The organism is Sphingobium sp. DN12, from assembly GCF_051058005.1.
GTDB lineage: Bacteria > Pseudomonadota > Alphaproteobacteria > Sphingomonadales > Sphingomonadaceae > Sphingobium > Sphingobium yanoikuyae.
Genome location: NZ_CP173717.1, coordinates 2,906,411 through 2,922,303, shown reverse-complemented (window position 1 = coordinate 2,922,303; position 15,893 = coordinate 2,906,411). Strand labels below are relative to the sequence as shown.

Annotated in this window: 12 protein-coding genes; all 12 read right to left on the bottom strand. The window is 70.5% G+C overall.

Features of this window, described 5'->3' with window-relative positions; all coding sequences use genetic code 11:
- Positions 1-7 precede the first annotated feature (7 nt).
- Genes ACI6S0_RS13920 through ACI6S0_RS13865 form a run of 12 tightly spaced genes read right to left on the bottom strand, consistent with a single transcriptional unit; the run spans position 8 to position 15,890 of the window.
- Positions 8-829 (bottom strand): hypothetical protein, encoded by an 822-nt coding sequence (locus ACI6S0_RS13920; protein ID WP_434403400.1) that lies wholly within the window; start codon positions 827-829, stop codon positions 8-10.
- Between the two features lies 1 nt (position 830).
- Positions 831-2,417 (bottom strand): hypothetical protein, encoded by a 1,587-nt coding sequence (locus tag ACI6S0_RS13915; RefSeq protein WP_434403399.1) that lies wholly within the window; start codon positions 2,415-2,417, stop codon positions 831-833.
- Between the two features lie 19 nt (positions 2,418-2,436).
- Positions 2,437-4,416, bottom strand: a complete 1,980-nt coding sequence (locus ACI6S0_RS13910; RefSeq protein WP_434403398.1) for a phage tail protein — start codon at positions 4,414-4,416, stop codon at positions 2,437-2,439.
- Positions 4,413-6,254 (bottom strand): hypothetical protein, encoded by a 1,842-nt coding sequence (locus ACI6S0_RS13905; protein WP_434403397.1) that lies wholly within the window; start codon positions 6,252-6,254, stop codon positions 4,413-4,415. Before ACI6S0_RS13905 ends, ACI6S0_RS13910 begins: the two co-directional genes overlap by 4 nt.
- Positions 6,251-11,206 carry a baseplate J/gp47 family protein gene (locus ACI6S0_RS13900; protein WP_434403396.1) on the bottom strand — a complete coding sequence of 1,652 codons (4,956 nt, stop codon included), beginning with the start codon at positions 11,204-11,206 and terminating at the stop codon, positions 6,251-6,253. Before ACI6S0_RS13900 ends, ACI6S0_RS13905 begins: the two co-directional genes overlap by 4 nt.
- Positions 11,203-11,619 carry a GPW/gp25 family protein gene (locus tag ACI6S0_RS13895; RefSeq protein WP_434403395.1) on the bottom strand — a complete coding sequence of 139 codons (417 nt, stop codon included), beginning with the start codon at positions 11,617-11,619 and terminating at the stop codon, positions 11,203-11,205. Before ACI6S0_RS13895 ends, ACI6S0_RS13900 begins: the two co-directional genes overlap by 4 nt.
- Positions 11,620-11,621: 2 nt before the next feature.
- Entirely contained in the window at positions 11,622-11,921 is a 300-nt protein-coding gene (locus ACI6S0_RS13890; RefSeq protein WP_434403394.1) for a PAAR domain-containing protein, read from the bottom strand.
- Positions 11,922-11,937: 16 nt separating this feature from the next.
- Positions 11,938-12,573: a phage baseplate assembly protein V gene (locus tag ACI6S0_RS13885; protein WP_434403393.1), complete on the bottom strand. Its 636-nt coding sequence runs from the start codon at positions 12,571-12,573 to the stop codon at positions 11,938-11,940.
- Entirely contained in the window at positions 12,570-13,694 is a 1,125-nt protein-coding gene (locus tag ACI6S0_RS13880) for a phage late control D family protein (protein WP_434403392.1), read from the bottom strand. The genes ACI6S0_RS13885 and ACI6S0_RS13880 overlap by 4 nt, the downstream gene beginning before the upstream one ends.
- Entirely contained in the window at positions 13,672-14,373 is a 702-nt protein-coding gene (locus ACI6S0_RS13875; RefSeq protein ID WP_017498954.1) for a CIS tube protein, read from the bottom strand. Before ACI6S0_RS13875 ends, ACI6S0_RS13880 begins: the two co-directional genes overlap by 23 nt.
- The gene (locus tag ACI6S0_RS13870) at positions 14,374-15,438 is read right to left on the bottom strand and encodes a hypothetical protein (RefSeq protein WP_434403391.1); all 1,065 of its coding nucleotides are present in this window, start codon (positions 15,436-15,438) and stop codon (positions 14,374-14,376) included.
- Positions 15,438-15,890, bottom strand: a complete 453-nt coding sequence (locus tag ACI6S0_RS13865; RefSeq protein ID WP_434403390.1) for a phage tail protein — start codon at positions 15,888-15,890, stop codon at positions 15,438-15,440. Before ACI6S0_RS13865 ends, ACI6S0_RS13870 begins: the two co-directional genes overlap by 1 nt.
- Positions 15,891-15,893 lie beyond the last annotated feature (3 nt).

The window sequence follows — 15,893 nt, the reverse complement described above, 5'->3', positions numbered from 1 at the left end:
GTGGACGTCAGGACAAGATGGGGTCGGGGATCAGCGCGGGGCGGACGAAGCGGCGCACGCCCTTGTGGCGCACCTGCCAGCCATTCTGCCCGTCATTCTCCACCCAGCGCACCTCGGCGAGCAGGACGCAGCAGCCACAGGAACAGGCGGAGCCGCAGCCGCAATCCTCCGGACAGGCGGGATCATAATTGTGCTTGTCGTAACAGTCCGTCACGCGGTCGGGCGGGGTGTCGACTTCGATATCGCCGCTGCCGATCTCCCCTTCGCTCCCGCCTTCCTCGTCGCCATGCTGATTGCTGAAATCCATGCAGCCGCAGGCGCAGGTCGGCGGGGCGATGGTCACTGAGATTTCGGTGTTGAGGCGCGCCCGCGTCGCCTGCGTGCGGTCGTCCAGGGAGTCGTCGCAGACGGTGGGGCGGGGGCGGCACTTGCCGTCCTTCGCGCAGGCCAGAACCCAGAATTGGGTGAAGCGCGGCGCGCCATTGGTTCCGGCGGGCGAGAGGACGCCGTCGCGTTCCTCCAGCTTGATCACCGCCGAGCCAGGCAGATGCAGCGGGTCGCCGCAGCCGTCGAGCGCAAGGCCGGGGGCGACGGTGACGATGAGGCCGCAATTCTCCCTGATCGAAACGGTGAGGCCGCACAGCACGCCGCAGCCGAACAGCGTGCGGAATAGCAGCCGGTTCAACTCGCGGGTATAGTCCACCGCGGCCGTCAGGTCGCTATCCTGCAGGATGAGGCCAGGCGCGTAGAGCGGGCGTTCGAGGCTGCCGGGAACGATGGTCGCCAGCCGGTGGTCGCCGCCGCCGTGGCAGTTGCAGTCATGGGTCATTTCAAGCCTCCTGCGCTGGCGGCGTGGCCGCTCGCTGCGATGGGTCGTCCTGCTTCTTCACGTCCGGCGGACCTGCCGGCACATTGTCCCTGTCTCCGCCGTCGGTTTCTCCGCCGTCAGGTTCCTCCGGCGACGGTTCGACGACGAAGCTGCTGAGGAAGCGGTCGCCGGGCGTGCAGTCGTCGCTGGGGACGTAGCGGCCGCCGCCCGCGACCTTCTGGCCGAGCGCGTCGATGATGAAGGCGGTGCGCACCTCGATCTCGACCAGCGTCTCCTGCTCGAAGCCGGAGCTGTTGTCGGGATTGATCTCGCCGTTCCAGAAGCGGAAGCTGACCCGGGGACGGCAGGCGCGGGTGGTGCCGTCGGGATCGCCCGCGGTCTGCGGCGCGACGTCGATGGCGCGCACCGGCATCCGGCGCACCTCGCCCACATCCTCATTCTCGTCGCGCTGGACGAGGGTGATGGCAAAAATGTCCGGCGTCAGCGAGGCGGTCTGCACCGGCCCGGTGAAGCAGAGCCAGAAGTCGGTCGCGACCGGCTCGCCTTTGTAGCGCTTGGCCTTGGGGTTGCTGACCGGAGGCGGGGCCGAGAACTTCTTCGCAAAGGCGTTGAACGGCACGACGCGTCGGTCGTGGGGCAACCATTCGGCCCAGCCGACATCCTTGATGCGGGTGAGGTCGCAGCCGCGGATCAGGTCGAACAGGGTCGGGTTGGGACTGGCGAGCCGGCGCGGATACCAGCTGTCGTCCACGCTCATGACATAGGGCTTGCCGCAGTCGAAACCGACGGTGACGCAGGCGAGCGGCACGCCGTCGTCGAGCGCGACGAGGAGCGGGCCGAGGCGGTCCAGGCAGTCGATGCGGCACAGCCCCTTGTCGAGCCGTTCCAGGCTCCATTTGGCGAGTTGGCGATGCGTGCCCCGGTCGCTGATCCGGGCGATCGCGGGATCGGCGCCGGGGGCCGGCTCCGGCACGCTCCACCAGTGATCATCGACGGAAGGGCAGTCGCCGCGCGGCCAGAACGGGTCGGGGCAGGGGGCGAGGCCGGACGGGCAGGTTTCGATGCGGATGAGCGAATAGACCACCGTCTCGCAGATGTGCGTCGCCTCGCAGCGGGCGGGCGTGCAGTCTTCGCCGATGCTGACCGAGTCCACTGACCGTTCGGCGTAATGGGCGCTGAGGAGATAATGACGCGGCGCGGCGTCGCCTTCCTCCTGCTGCGGCGGTTCGGCAGGCTCCGGGCAGCCCTTGGTGTGTTCAAGCCAGAGGATGTCGCAGGCGGAGCGAAGCTCCACCGCGTCGCAGGCGACCAGTTCGCGGCCGCGCGGGTCGAGCGCGAAGCCGGGGCCGACGACGATGACGCGGTTCTTCTCCGCGTCCTGCGTGACCGGCTCCACCGCCAGCCCCTCGACCACGCCCCAGCCGAGCATGGCGCGGTTGATGAGGCGGCGGCGTTCGATCAGGTGGCGCTGTTCGAGCTGATAGTCGGCGACGCTGAGCCGCCGGCCGGGGAAATAGCGGTTGCGCTCGGACGCGCTGCACGGGCCGCAGGTGGTCGCGGCCTTTGGGGCTGGCGGGTCGCAGCTCATGATGATGTCTCCTGCTGGATCATGGCAATGTCACCGGGATGGACGAGCCCGCGCCGCCGATCAGGCTGTCGTCGCCGCCGAGCGGCGCGATCCCGAGCGGACGGGCGTCGCCGAGAATGATGGGGCGGCCGTCGTCGAGGACGGCGAGGATGTCCGCGCCCGTCGCCGCCGCCAGCGCGGTCCAGCGGGTCCGAAGGCGGACGCCAGCGGGGACGAGGCTGGCGAGCATCGCCTCGATCGCCTTGCGGTAGCGGCGGGTTTCGGCGGGGGTGGCGGGGATCTCCACGAACAGCTCCGGCGCCCGGCTGACGCTCGGCGCGCCGGGGCAGCCAAGCGGAGTGCGGCCGAGGATCAGGCGGGCGTTCAATTGCGGGCTGGCGGCGGAGGGGCCGGCGAGGAAGCCGGGCAGCGCTGAGCCGCTGAGGGTTACGGGAGCGAATTCGCCGGTGCGGTCGATGACGCGATAGGGGCGGTCGTCGAGCGTGGCCGCGAGCAGCGTCAGGATCGCCGTGCGGGCGCCGCGCTGTAGCAGCAGATGCGGGGCGGCGGCGATGATGGCGCGCTGCGCCGCTTCGGGCAGCGTCTCGTCAAAGGGCAGGTCGAGGAGACCCGCGAGACGGGGGAGCCAGGCGGCGGACGCGGCCTTCGGATCGAACAGGAGGGCGAGCGCGTCGATGGCGTCGTCCAGTTCCCCGCCGACCGCCTGGAACAGGCCGACGAGACGGCCGAGGGTTCCGTCGAGATCGCCCTGCGGCGTGGAGTAGACCGCGGGGAGCCATTGCATCAGGCCGGGCTGATCATGGCTGACCACGAGGCTGTGGAGGATGGGCGCGCTGGCGGCGTTGTTGCGGTCGAGGCGGACTTCCAGCCAGAGGAAACTGCCGTTCGCGCCGGTGAGGGGGAAGCTATGGGGGGCGGGCTTATGCGCGCTATGCGCGCATCCAGAGAAGGTTCGGGTGACCGGCGACCAATCCAACAGGTTGCCGAGGATGCGCGCGCGCTGGCCGAGGAGGAGGCTGTCGTCATCCAACAGGGCGTCGGCCGAGAGGCGCAGCGCGGCGTCGCGGCTGGCGGCCCATCGCAGCGACAGCGTCGCGCCCTCGGGTAGGGTTGCGGCGATGCTGGCCTGCAGCCAGTCGCCCGCCAGCGTGTCGCTCTCCAGCGCGGGCGTCAGCCAGAGCTGGCCGCCGAGCGCGGCCGCGCCGGGGAAACGCAGCAGGCTGGCGACGGAGCCGTCCTGATAGACCGCATAGAGCGCGTCGCCCTGCGCGGCGAAGGCGGTGGGCGCGGCGTCGAACAGGCCCCATGCCCCCGGTTCGCCATTGGCGTCGAGCATGAGATAGCCGGGCACGCCGTCCCAGTCGCCGCCAAGAAGGAAGCCGGCCGGGGCGGGCTGGATGTCGTGGGCGAGGAAGGCGGGTTCGCCGACGCCGAGCAGGGGCGCGAGATCGAGCGCGAAATCGGGCCTGTCCGGCCGTTGCAGGATGAGGCGGTTTGCCGCGCGGTCGAGCAAAGCGAGGCTGTCGCCATGAATGGCGATGCGGTCGATGGCGCCGCCGGCAGGCAGGGGACGGCGGAGCGGCTTGCGGCCGATGCGCAGAAGACCATCGGACAGGAGCAGCCAGACGCCGTCGGCACCGATGGCGATGTCGGCGGCGCCGTTGGCGTCCAGCATCTCCATGAGCTGCAATGTTTCATTATCGAAATGAAACATTGCAGCATCGGAGAGGAGCCAGAGGGCGCGCTTGCCCCCCACCATGCGGCGCACGGAGCCGACCCGCGTTCCGGCGCAGGCGTCGGCGCGCAGGGCGCCGTCCGCGTCGATCCAGACAGGCCGGCCGCCGAGCGCCATCAGGAAGGCGCTGACGGCGCCGGACAAGGTCGCGACGACCTCTCCATCAACGCGGCCCAGATCATGGCGTTCCGGCGCGGCCATGACGAGGCAGAGCGCCTGCTGCGTCGCGGTTTCGAAGCGATAGGTGAGGCCGTCGCTGCTCATGCCGCGCCCGCGATGCTGATGGCGGCGGGCGCGCTCAGCCGGGGCAGTTCGCCGCGACCGACCGGGAGACGCTCGACAAGGCCGTCATCGGTGATGATTCGCACCATGACCGGCGCGGCCACGCCGCCGATCCGGCGGACCCAGCCGGCGATGGCGGCGGCCTCCACATCGCGACCGAGCGGCCAGCGCGCGTCGCCCAGGGCGAAGCGATCCGCGATCATCTGCGCGACGGCGGCCTTGACGGCCGCCCCGTCCTGCCCCGGCGCAAGGCCGGCGGCTATGGTAAAGGTGAAGGAGCGGTAGACCGGCGCGACGACGAGCAGCCGTTCGCCGATGGCGATGCGGGGGCGCAGCGCGGCGGCGATGCGGGCGAGCCAGTCCGGCGTCTCCCGCCCCGGCAGCCGGTGGCCGACGATGAGCGTGCGGGTGGCGGCGATGGCGGGCGATGTCCGGCCGCGCTGCCAGCCTTCCTCGACGGTCGCGCGGGCGACGCCCAATGCTGTGCCGAGGGTGAGGGCGGCCTCTGCGAGCTGAGCCGATGTGGCGAGCAGGCGGCCGTCATCCAGCATGGCGCGGATGCCGGCCAGCGCGTCCTCGACCGTCTGCGCGTCCGCGCCGCCGCCGATCGCCTCCCGGTTGCGCCAGAGCGTGCGCGCGCCGTCCAGCACCCAGTCGACCGGCTGGCGGGCCATGCCGCCATCGCCGCAGGTGAGGCGGAGCGTCACGCCGAGCGGTTCGCCGAGCGCCGGTTTGCGCCCGTTGACGCCATTGCCGAAGCGGATGCGGATGAGTGCGCCGTCCGTCCGTTCCTCATAAGCGAAGCGGAGGTCGGCGGGGCCGGCGGGATCGAGCGGGCCATTGTTCCATGCCGCGCGGGGAACCGTATCAAGGCTTTCGACCACAGGCGCGTCGATGAGTCGCCAGATCGGGCCGTCGCCATGCTCGTCCGCCGGAAAGAGCGTGGAGGGATCGATCTCTATGGTCTGGCCGGGGCGGTTGTTCCCGTCCCGCACCGGCAGCGCGATCGTGGCGCGTTGTTCGACGGGCAGCGCGTTGAGCGCCACGCGGATGAGGCGCGGGGTCAGCACATAATGCTGGGACGGGCGCAGGATGATCGCGGGCGGGACCGCGCCGGCGGGCAGGCTGAGGATCAGCGCGCCGCTGCGCTGGAGGCCCGCCGTGCCGTCCAGCGCGACGGCGATCGGGGCGCCCGCCGCGTCGGTGACGCTGAGCGTCCCCAGGTCAAGCGTCGGCTGGAATGGCGGCGCGCCCTCCACCTCGAAGCCCAGCGACAGGCGGACGGCCGCGCCGGCGGGAAGTGTGGGGCCGGTCAGGCTGATGCGCAGCGCGCCGTCATTGGCGTCGCCAAAGGGCGAGAAGCCGGCGCGGGCGCGATCGTTGATCTGCGTCTGGTCGATTGCGCGGCCATCCGGCGCGACGGTGGCGATGCGCGAGATGGCGTGGGGCAGGAGGGTGATGGCCTGCGTCGTCTCGACGCGCTGAACCGAGCTGGTCCGGGGCAGGAGGACCATGCCGGCGTCTATGGCCTGCGCGGCGGTGGGCGCCTCCACGGGATAGACGACGCCGCTGGCGGGGATGGCGCCGCGGGGCGGGGCGTCCAGCAATCGGGTCATGGCGAGGCGTTCGTCGAGCCGGTCGCGCGCGACCGAATAGATCTGGGTGTCGACCAGCCAGGCCAGCAGTTCGATGAGCATGATGCCCGGATCGTGGATGTTATAGTCGGTCCATTCCGGCGCGAGCGCGGGCAGGCGGCTGCGCGCGGCCGCCATCAGCCGGTCGAAATCGGTATCGTCAAGATTGGTGGTGAGCGGGATCATGCGCCGGCCTCCCCAAACTGGTGGACGGTCACGGCGGCGCGCGCGACGAGGACGAGCACATCGGCGGGCAGCAGATCGGGCAGCGGTGCGCGGGTGTCGGCGCGGGCGACGACGATGGCGCTGATGACCGCGCGGTCGCGAAGGTCCGCCAGCGCGGCGGCGACGTCCGCAGCCGTGGGCGCCGCGCCGACCGGCCAGCCCTGCCCGGCATGGCCGCCGGTTTCGGGATGGAAGAAGGCGGCGAGCGCGCTCTTGGCGTCCTGCTCCACGCCCGAATAATCGACGCCCGGGTCGACATCGACGCTGAGGTCGATGCTGGCGTTGAGCAGGCGCGGCGGCGCGATGACGAGCCGTCCGGGAGCGAGGAGGCCGAAGCTGGCGACGCCGTGCAGCCGCGCGGCGACCGCCTTCAGCGCGGCGGGCGGCGGGATGAGCACGTCGCCCCGGCCGACCACGACGAGGCGGCTGGCGCCGCGCCACGGGGCGGCGCTGGCCTGCGCCACGGTGGGGAAGCGGGCGCGGACGTAATTTTCGACATCGCCTAGCGTGACGATGCGGCCGCCGTTCAGCAGTTTGATGGGCGCGCGGGCGCGGGCCTGCTCCGGCGCCTCGACATCGGTTCCGCCCTGCGCGCCGTCGAGCGCGATCACCTGATCCACACCGGCGATGGGCGAGATGGGTTGCAGCTTGTCGCCCGGCGCCACGGCGTTGGCCGCCGTTCCGGTGACATGGCGATAGCTGCGCGCGAGGATCGCGCTGCCCATCGGCGGTGCCAGCGCGTTGCGGCCATTGCCGAAGCTGACGAGGCCGCTTTGTTCGTCCACGGCATAGAAGCGCGCGGGCGCATCCTGATCTTCGGACGGAAATTCGCGGACCTGCGTCCACCGAACCCAGGGGCCGGGCATGCCGGAAATGGCGGCTTCCGCGCCGAGGGCGGCGCCTTCGTCTTCGCCGACCTGTTCGGACAACCAGAGGTCGAGGCTGGCGCCGTCCACCGGATCGGCGAACAGGCGGAAGCTCTGGTCGGGCGAGCCGTCCGACGTGCCGATCGTCTCCATCGACCGGGTTTCGACCGAGGCGGCCATGACGCCGTTCAGATAGACGCCGCGCAGCCGGGGCGACCAGTTTTCCGCATCATCAGGGACCGGCGAGAGGCGCAACCAGCAGGCGCTGGCCCCGAGCAGCTGCGCGCGGTCGGGCGGCTCCAGCATCTCAATGGCGATGACGCCGCTTTCGCCGAGGCCGCTGCTGCTGTCTGTAATGACGAGGGCGGGGGTGAAGCGGCCTTTGCGATAGACCTCCGCCGTCACCGTCCAGTCGCCGCTGACCGGGACCGCGTCGACATAGAGTGACAAGGGCGAGCCGCGCACGGGCTGGTCGAAGCCGATCAGGATCGTGCGCGCGGCGACGGGCGCGGCCGCCGCGTCTTCGGCCTCGCAGGCACAGGGCGGTTCGGGATCCGGTTCCGGAGAAGGCGGGGGCGTCGGGCGGCAGCAGTCCGCGATGACCGCATCCGTTTCGACCGGTTGCGGCGCGGGGGCGAGCGCATCCGCCACGGTCTGGAAAATGCGGACGGGAAGGCCCTGCTTGTTCGCCTCACTCTGGTCCAGCGCATCCAGATTGTCGGCGGTCAGCACGACGTCTGGCGGGGTAGGGGCGCTCGCGCAATAGCCGATGCGCAGGCGTACCACATAAGGCGCGCGGATCGCGCTGAGATCGCGGGTGATCGTCTGGGTCTGGTCGTCGGGCGGGCCGACCGTGTGCACGCTGACGCGCGCCTCGCCATAATCGCCGCCGACCAGCCGGGCACGGATCCAGCGGTTCTTGCGCCCGCCCACTTCCGTCTCCTGAAGGTCGGCGGGGACGCGGAAATAGACGCCGCCGTCGACCAGCAGATTGCCGGTGCGGTCGAGAAAATCCGAGGCCGCGCTGTCGAGCGCCCACCAGGAGGAGCCGTTCCAATATTCCCACGACAAGGCGGGATTGGCCGGTTCGTCGGGGCCGAGCGTGGACCATGCGGTCTGCGGCAAGGCGAGGGTGATGAGCGCGCCGGCGACCTCGTCATGGTCGATGGCGATGGCGGAGACGCCGTCGAATAGTTCGATCGCGGTGACGGGCCGGTCGCCATAATAGGTGCTGAGCGGGCCGGCGGCGAGACGGGCGTCGAGACGCAGAAGGTCAGTGCTGTCGGGCGCGAAATAGTCGAGCGCGGGGATGGTCGCGAGGCTGTCGTTCGGGGCGTAGCGCAGAAGGGTGAAGTCGGTTGCGGTGGCGGGCAGGACCGGCGAGCCTTGCGGAAGCGTCCAGCCATTGGCGGCGGTGTAATCGAGCGCCCACAGGCCGAGCGGCTGGTGGTTGGCGTTCGCCAGCGCGAGGATGACGGACCGTTCGACATCGGAGGCCTGGCCCGTCATGACGGCGAGGCTGATGGTTCCGGCGACTTGCCTGATCGAGCCGGTGACGTTCGTGGGCGCAAGGAAGCGGCCGCGCAGGCGGCCCTGCGAAGTGGGGGGGCTGATGTCGCCGATGAGGGGCAGGAGCAGGGCGTTTCCGCCGGCGCTGACGGCGAGGACGAAGCCTTCGCCATTGGCGCCATTGGCCGCGATGAACCATGTCGCGCCGATCGGGATGTCCGCGGGGGCGACGGCGGTGCGCTTGACCCCGTGGAAGCGATCGACGGCGAGCAGGCCGCCGGCCGGGCTACTGCGGTAGAGAAGGCCCTGATCGGCGTCCTGCACGACCGTCCAGCCCGCGTCGAGAAAGCGGCGCTGGCCGTTCGCGCTGGCGCCGATGCCGGTGACGCCGCCGGCGCGGGTGTATCGGCTTCCGCGCGCGAGGAAGCGGATCGGCTCCGCATCGGCGATGAGGATGGTGGGCAGCGTCCCTATGCCGGCCTCGAAGGAGATCGGCAGCGGCGGGGCGTCGCTGTCGTCCACGGTCGGCCGCGATGCGGGCGCTTCGGCGTCGATGCGGCGGACGGCGAGATGCGTGCTGGCGTCGGTGCGCTTCTCATAGCCGGCGACGACGATCTCCGCCCGCGTCAGGTCGCTCTGCGAGGCCCAGGCGGCGCGCTGGAGGCTGGGGAGCGCATTGGCTTCGAGCGAGCCGAGCGGGTGGAGCGCCGTGACGGAGGCGATCTTGGCCTCCACGGTCAAGGAGCCGTCCTTCGCCGCGCTGATGAGGAGGGCGGCGTCTGCTCCCGGTCCCTGAAGCGGGAGGAGGTCGACGGCGTTCGGGATCGGCGGCCGCGCGGTCAGTTCGCCCCGTGGCCCACGCGTCCAGATGAGGATGCGGTCGCCGACCAGGGCGTGGACGCTGCCCGCGTCGTCCGTGCTGACGAACAGGGCGCGGACCGGCTTGGCGGCGTCGGCCTCCTCCAGCGCGAGGCTGCGCCATGGGATGAGGCCGTCGGTGAAGGGGCCGGCGAAGGGAAATTCGGCGACATGGATCGCGCCGTCGCCCGCGACTGCGAGGCGGACCATGCCGTCGAAGGTCGCGCTGGCGGAGAGCGGGGCCTGCGAGGCGAGGAAGACGGGTTGGCCGGCGAGCTTCGGCCCGGGCATCGGTGCGAAGCTGGGACGATAGGGCGTGAAGCGGGCGAGGTAGAGCTGGCGGTCGGTGCCCACCCCGAAGACGAGCGCGCTGCGGCCGGCGAACACCGCGGTGAGCGCGCCGAGCGAGGCGCCGCCGATGGTGAAGCACAGGCTCGCCTCCGCCCCCGCCTTGCCGAACGCCTCCGCGCAGCCGATGTAGAAGGCGTCGAACAGCCGGGGTTCGCGGCCGAAGGGATAATAAGGCTTGTTGGGCACGACCGGCGTGGTGACGGCGACCGCCTCATAGTCGATCGCGTCGACCTTCGCTGCCTCGCAGCGGTCGTGATGATCGACTTTGCAGACCTCGCTCGCGACCGCCAGGGTGATCTGGCCGACGCTTTCGGTCCGGGCGGGAAGGGAGGTGAGGCGGCCGCGCAGCCAGAGGCCATTGCGCGCGTTGACGTCGGTCTTCTCCGGCTTGCCCTTCGCCTTGGTGAGGCGCCACGCGCCGGCCACAAATTCGGATTTGTCGAAATCCTGCCAGTCGGGCGCGGATCCTTCGGGATCGGTGGCCTTGCGGCCGAACCAGCGCCAGTCGATCGTCTGCGTGCTGGCGACGCCGCCGACGCTGATGGTGAGCGCGGCGGGGACGTCGAGCAGGGTCGGGTGGCTGAGATAGAGGCTGTGCGACTGGCGATCGCGGGCGCCGGGCGCGAAGGGCGCGAAGCTGGCGACTTCGGTGACGGGCGCGTGTTCGGCCACCGCAGCCTCCAGCGCGGGGGTGATGGTGACGACGTCGTTCTCGACCTTTGTGACGTCATATTCGGGCGAGGCCGGATCGGAACCGAAACGCAGGGTCATGCCGGGAGCGAGACCCTGCGCCGGGTCGATCTGGAGCATCGTCGCGCCCGCGCCGGCGGCGCTGCGCACGAAGCGGGAGACGGCGACGGGGCGGGGCAGGACGGGCGTGACGACCGCGCCGGCCGCGAGGAAGATGCGGTCCCCGGTCAGATCGGCGGCGGTCAGCGCCGTCACCTTGCCGCGCGCGAGGGCGATCCCGGCCTGCGTCTCGAAGATCGCCGGATCGCCGCCGACATCGGCGGTCAGCTTCGTGCCGGCCTCCGCGACCAGACCGTCCGGCGCATTGTCCGAAAGCGCGATGGCGACCGGGACGCCGGCCGGCTGCGCAGGGTCGCGGCCGAGGCCCATGGCGGTGTAGAAATTGTCCGCCTGCTTGTCCGGCGCGCGGTCGAGGCGGCGCGTCACCTCCTCGAACAGGCGCGCGGCGCTGGCGATGATCGCGCCGCCGATGCGGCCCGGCTCCACCGGCTGGCCATTGGGGCCAAGGAGCGCGGCGGCGTCGCGCAGCAGCTGCTGCGCGATGTCCGCCTGCGAGCGTCCGTCGAGCTTCGGCGTCATGGCGCTCCGCTCTCCTTGAAGTAGAAGGGATAGACGAGATTGTCGGTCTGGTTGGTGCGCCGGACGCGATAGTCGATGGCGATCAGCAGCACGCCGTCGAGCGCGCCGATCGGGTCCACCGCGACGCTGATGAGGTCGATGCGCGGTTCATAGACGGTGAGCGCGTCGCGCACGGCCGCCTCCACCGCGAACAGCACGGTGGTGCTCATCTCCTCGAACACCAGATCATGTATCCCGCAGCCGAAGCGGGGCCGCATGACGCGCTCGCCGGGCGCGGTCAGGAGGATGATGCGGATCGCCTCCTTGAGGTCGCGCGCATAAGCGGACAGCGCGATGTCGCCCGTGGCGGGGTCGGTCGCCACCGGGAAGCGCCAGCCGACGCCGAGGAAGTCGCGTTGTCCCTGCCGGTCCATCCTCATCCTCCGATCAGCACGGTTGGGGCGCCGATGGCGATGGGATTGGGCGCGCCCGCCTCCACGATCATGTCGCCCTGCCGCGCCGCCGGCAGCCCGGCGATCAGTACGGTCGCGCTCCCCTTCGCCACCACGCCGCCGACATGCGGCTTCACCCCATCGACCAGCGGGCAGACATGCACGTCCGCCGCCGCGCGCCAGGCGGGCATGCCGGCGATCAGCACCGTGGGCGCGCCGGGGCCGGGGCCGAGCGGCGTGCCATGGCCGGTGGTGTCGCCGACGCGGGCTGCGGGCTGGCCCATCAGTTTATCCTCGCCATCAGTTTATCCTCACCACGCCGGCGGACGCGCTGAGGCTCGACCCGCCCTTGAGGTCGAGCGTGCCGGACGCCTCGATGCTGATCTGCGGAGCCTTGAGCGACAGCGAGGTCTGCGCGCTGACGCTGATCGATCCGCCCTTGGTGTCGATGGTGATGCTGTTGCTCTTGTCGGTGATGCGGATGCCGTCGTCATCCACCTCGATCTTCTTGCCGTCGCTCAGCTGGATGGTGATGACGCCCTTCGCGTCAGCGTCGTCGAAGCGCAGCATATGACCCTTGCGCGACTTGATGACGCGAATGTCGTTCTTCTTGCTCGAATTGGCCTCGGGCGGCTTGTCCGCGTCGCTCCACAGCGCGCCCAGCACATAGGGGTAGCGGATGTCGTCGCGGTCGAAGGCGACGAGCACCTCATCCCCCACTTCGGGCAGGAAATAGGCGCCGCGATCCTTGCCGCCCATGGGGGCGAGGACGCGCACCCAGTCCGAGGTGAAGCTCTTGTCGCGCCACGGGAAGCTCAGCTTCACCCGGCCAAGCCCCTGTGGATCGTCATTGGCGGTGACGGTGGCGACCGCGACGCCGGCGACCGCGCCGCCGACCTCGCGGTTCACCTCTGTCTCGAAGGCGAGCGCGCTCATGCGACCGGCCTTTCGACGGAGAAGCGCGTGCGATAGCCCGAGGTGTCGTAGCGGTGCACGGTCTTGGCGACATAATAGCAGGTCGAGAATTGCTGGCCGATGCCGGTCAGTTCGATGCAGCTGTCGGGCAGCAGGTCGGGCCGGCCGAACGTCTCCCCTTCGCCCTTCAGCAGATCGTTGGAGCGGTTGGCGAAGGCGGCGGCGGCGCGCTGGTCCGCCTCCTGCTGGGTCTTCACCGGCAGGCGCAGCTCCAGCACCGCGTCGCGGCCGAAGGCGCTGCGCAGGATGTCGCCGCCGGAGGGTTCGCTTTTCGGACCCGACGCGGTGGGCGCCGTCCCGATGATCTCCTTCTTCTTCACCTCGTCCCAGCCATAGACCTTCACGCTCTGGACCTGATTGCCGAGGTTGATCTCCGGCTTGAAGCTGATGAGGTCGCCGCCCCAGACGAGGGTGAGCAGCGGATGCTTCAGTTCGGTACGCGGCCGGACCACGAGCATGTCCCGCCCAAAGGAGGAGCGTGCGAAAAACTCCCATTTCGCGCCCGACTTGGAGAAGATCTCCACCACCTTGCGCAGGAAGTCGAGGTCCGACTGGAGGTTGGAGTCGAGCGTGATGTTGGCGGGCGCATTGCCGGAGAAGTCGAGCGAGAGGCCGTTCTTCTGCGCGACCTCCTGCACCGCGTCCTGCACCGTGCGGTTTTCCAGCCGATGCTCGCTTGTGCCCAGCGTCATCACGAAGGTGGCGTCCATGCCCGTCACCTCTATGTCGGGCGCGCCGCCCTCCGCGAAGCCGGTGGAGACGGCGGTGATGTAGCCGGAGATGAGCGGCGTCGTAGCGCGCAGATCGCCATAGCCCATGCGGATCCAGACCCGCGCGCCCAGCTTGATGAGCGGCATCAGCGGATCGCCCGAGGGGGTGAAGAAGTCGCTGCGTTCATTGTCGAAGGCGCGCGGGATGGTGAAGCGGAAGGTGCCCTGCACGCTCACTTGCAGGTCCACCTCCACCTGCGTGAAATGCAGGCCATAGCGTTCCCGCATGTTCGCGCCGTCCATGCCGATGCAGATCGACGCGCCGGGGACGTAGAAGTCGCCGGGGGCGCTATTGCGTTCGGTTAAGAGCATTGCTCACCTCCAGCGGGGGGACGCGCAGCCAGTCGCCCGGGCGCAGCGATCGCGGATCGTCCACGTCGCTGGCGGCGGCTATGACGCGCCAGCGGCGCGGATCGCCAAATTCCTTGTCGGCGATGGTCCAGATGGATTCGGACACGTCGATCTGGCGACGCTTGGTCTTGTCCGGCGATTCCAGGCGGATGTCGAAGGCGGCGCGAAATTCCTTGAAGGAAATCGAGAGCGAAGCGCGCGCCGGCGTGCCGTCCGGACGGAACAGGCTGGTCTTGCGGCCGATCTTCTCGATCACCGCCTCGAAGCGCAGCGGCCCCCAGACGAAGCGCACCGGCGGCGGCGCGTGCAGCGTCCGGTCGATGTCGAGCAGCGCGATGATCTCGTCGATGCGGTCCTTGATGCTCTTGGCCCCGTCGGCGCCGCCGAGGAGCGGAATGTCGCTGGGCGGGCCGTTGGGATCGGTCCAGTCGTCGAGAAACAGGTCCATCGACAGGGTAGCGGCGTCGCCGTTGACGAACTGGATGAGCGGGCTGCCAAGGCCGGGAAGGGCGGTCGCCTTATAGGCGTTGGCGCGTTCGAGGCTGTATTCGGCGGGGTTGAAAAGCACCTTGATGCGCGCTCCCTGCCGAACGCCCGCCAGCACCTCTATATAGGCTTTTTCAAGGGATCTTCCGAACATCTACAGACCCCTTCTCAGCTTTTCGGTGCGGCCATGGCGTTCGATGCGGCGCATCACCTCCGTGACGAGGCGGTCGACGTCGGGCGGCGGCGCGGACGGGGGCGGCGCGAAGGCAGGCGCGTGCGGCGGCGCGAGCGGGGCGGAGGCGGTCGCAGGCGAGAAGGCGGGCTGGAAGGCGGTTCCGAAGCCGGGGAGCGCGCCACCAGATTTCGGATCGGCCCAGATGAGGTCTGCGCTCGCCCGGCGGCCGGCGGTGACGCGGGGGCGTTCGGCGGGCGCATGAGCGCGGTGGACGAGGCGGAGCGGGGCGCGGGGCTGGGCGGGGCTTGCCTGGGTCGGACGGGTGGGCTGTTGCGGCATGGCGGCCGGGGGCGGCGCGAGCGGGCGCATGGTCGGGGCGGCGTAGGGCAGAGCGAGGCGCGCGCGCCGTGCGGGAGCGGACGGGGCAGGCTGGGACGTGGCGAGGTGGGGCTGCGGCAGGACGGCGACGATGCGGCGGCGCTTCTCACGATGAATGAGGGTCGCGGCGGTGGCCACGGAGCGCCGTTCGGTGCGGTGCGTCAGCGTGGCGAGGCGCAGGGTCGTGCAACTGTTCGGGGCGTGGGCCTCTACGGCCGGGCGCCAGAGGATCGCAGCGGGCGAGGGGAGACGCGGTGCGGCTCGCCGGGGCCGGGCGTGCGGCGCGGCCGCGTCGGGCGCCGGGGTCGTCCGGGCGCCGTGTGGAGCGGGCGTGGTGAAGGTGGCTGCCGGGAAGCGAAGGTCCGGCGTGCGTAGCCAGTGCAGGCGGACGGTGGCGACGGGCGATGCGGGCGTCGGCTGGATGCGATCCGGCGCGGGCGTGGACGGGATCGGCGCGGCGTGGACATGGGTGCGGCAATGGAGGTGGATCGCGATCCGCCAGCTTTGCGTCACGGCGACCGGCGCCGTCCGCTCTGCGCGATGGCGGGCGATGCGGCGCCAGCGAAGCACGATGCCCCGGCGCGGCTGGGGCGCAGCGCGGCCGTCCGGCAGGGGCATGACCGGGGGCAGCGGGCGGACGAGGCCGAGGGGCGGGCGCGGCGTCATCAAAAGGCGCTCGTCAGACTGCCGAGGCCGGGCCGAAGCAGATAACCATGATGGGCGAACTCCACCGATTCCGCCGCGACCTGCCCCGAATTGGCGTCGAAGTCCGCCACCGACCATTTGACCGGATAGGCGTTCAGGATGTTCCAGCTCCAGGCGTCCTTGCCCTGCGGATCCTTGAGCGTGACGGTGATGACCGCGCGCTTGATGACGCCCTCCACCACCGCCTGATGCCAGATGTAGAGAAAGGGGTCGGCGAGGCCGCGCTCCAGCACCAGATTGCCATAGCTGGTGAGCGAGGCGAACTTGTGCTCATGGTCGTTGACGCCGCCCTCGCGGAAGCTCTCCACCTTCGTCTCGCGGGTCAGGCCGCGTACCTTGGTGAAGCCGCCCTTGACGATCTGGTCCACCAGAACCGTGAAGCGGAAGCCCGCATAGGGATCGTGCAGCGCCATCGC

Coding starts and splice junctions, on each gene's coding strand:
- ACI6S0_RS13920 (WP_434403400.1), bottom strand. CDS start 829: ATGACCCATGACTGCAACTGCCACGGCGGCGGCGACCACCGGCTGGCG.
- ACI6S0_RS13915 (WP_434403399.1), bottom strand. CDS start 2,417: ATGAGCTGCGACCCGCCAGCCCCAAAGGCCGCGACCACCTGCGGCCCG.
- ACI6S0_RS13910 (WP_434403398.1), bottom strand. CDS start 4,416: ATGAGCAGCGACGGCCTCACCTATCGCTTCGAAACCGCGACGCAGCAG.
- ACI6S0_RS13905 (WP_434403397.1), bottom strand. CDS start 6,254: ATGATCCCGCTCACCACCAATCTTGACGATACCGATTTCGACCGGCTG.
- ACI6S0_RS13900 (WP_434403396.1), bottom strand. CDS start 11,206: ATGACGCCGAAGCTCGACGGACGCTCGCAGGCGGACATCGCGCAGCAG.
- ACI6S0_RS13895 (WP_434403395.1), bottom strand. CDS start 11,619: ATGGACCGGCAGGGACAACGCGACTTCCTCGGCGTCGGCTGGCGCTTC.
- ACI6S0_RS13890 (WP_434403394.1), bottom strand. CDS start 11,921: ATGGGCCAGCCCGCAGCCCGCGTCGGCGACACCACCGGCCATGGCACG.
- ACI6S0_RS13885 (WP_434403393.1), bottom strand. CDS start 12,573: ATGAGCGCGCTCGCCTTCGAGACAGAGGTGAACCGCGAGGTCGGCGGC.
- ACI6S0_RS13880 (WP_434403392.1), bottom strand. CDS start 13,694: ATGCTCTTAACCGAACGCAATAGCGCCCCCGGCGACTTCTACGTCCCC.
- ACI6S0_RS13875 (WP_017498954.1), bottom strand. CDS start 14,373: ATGTTCGGAAGATCCCTTGAAAAAGCCTATATAGAGGTGCTGGCGGGC.
- ACI6S0_RS13870 (WP_434403391.1), bottom strand. CDS start 15,438: ATGACGCCGCGCCCGCCCCTCGGCCTCGTCCGCCCGCTGCCCCCGGTC.
- ACI6S0_RS13865 (WP_434403390.1), bottom strand. CDS start 15,890: ATGGCGCTGCACGATCCCTATGCGGGCTTCCGCTTCACGGTTCTGGTG.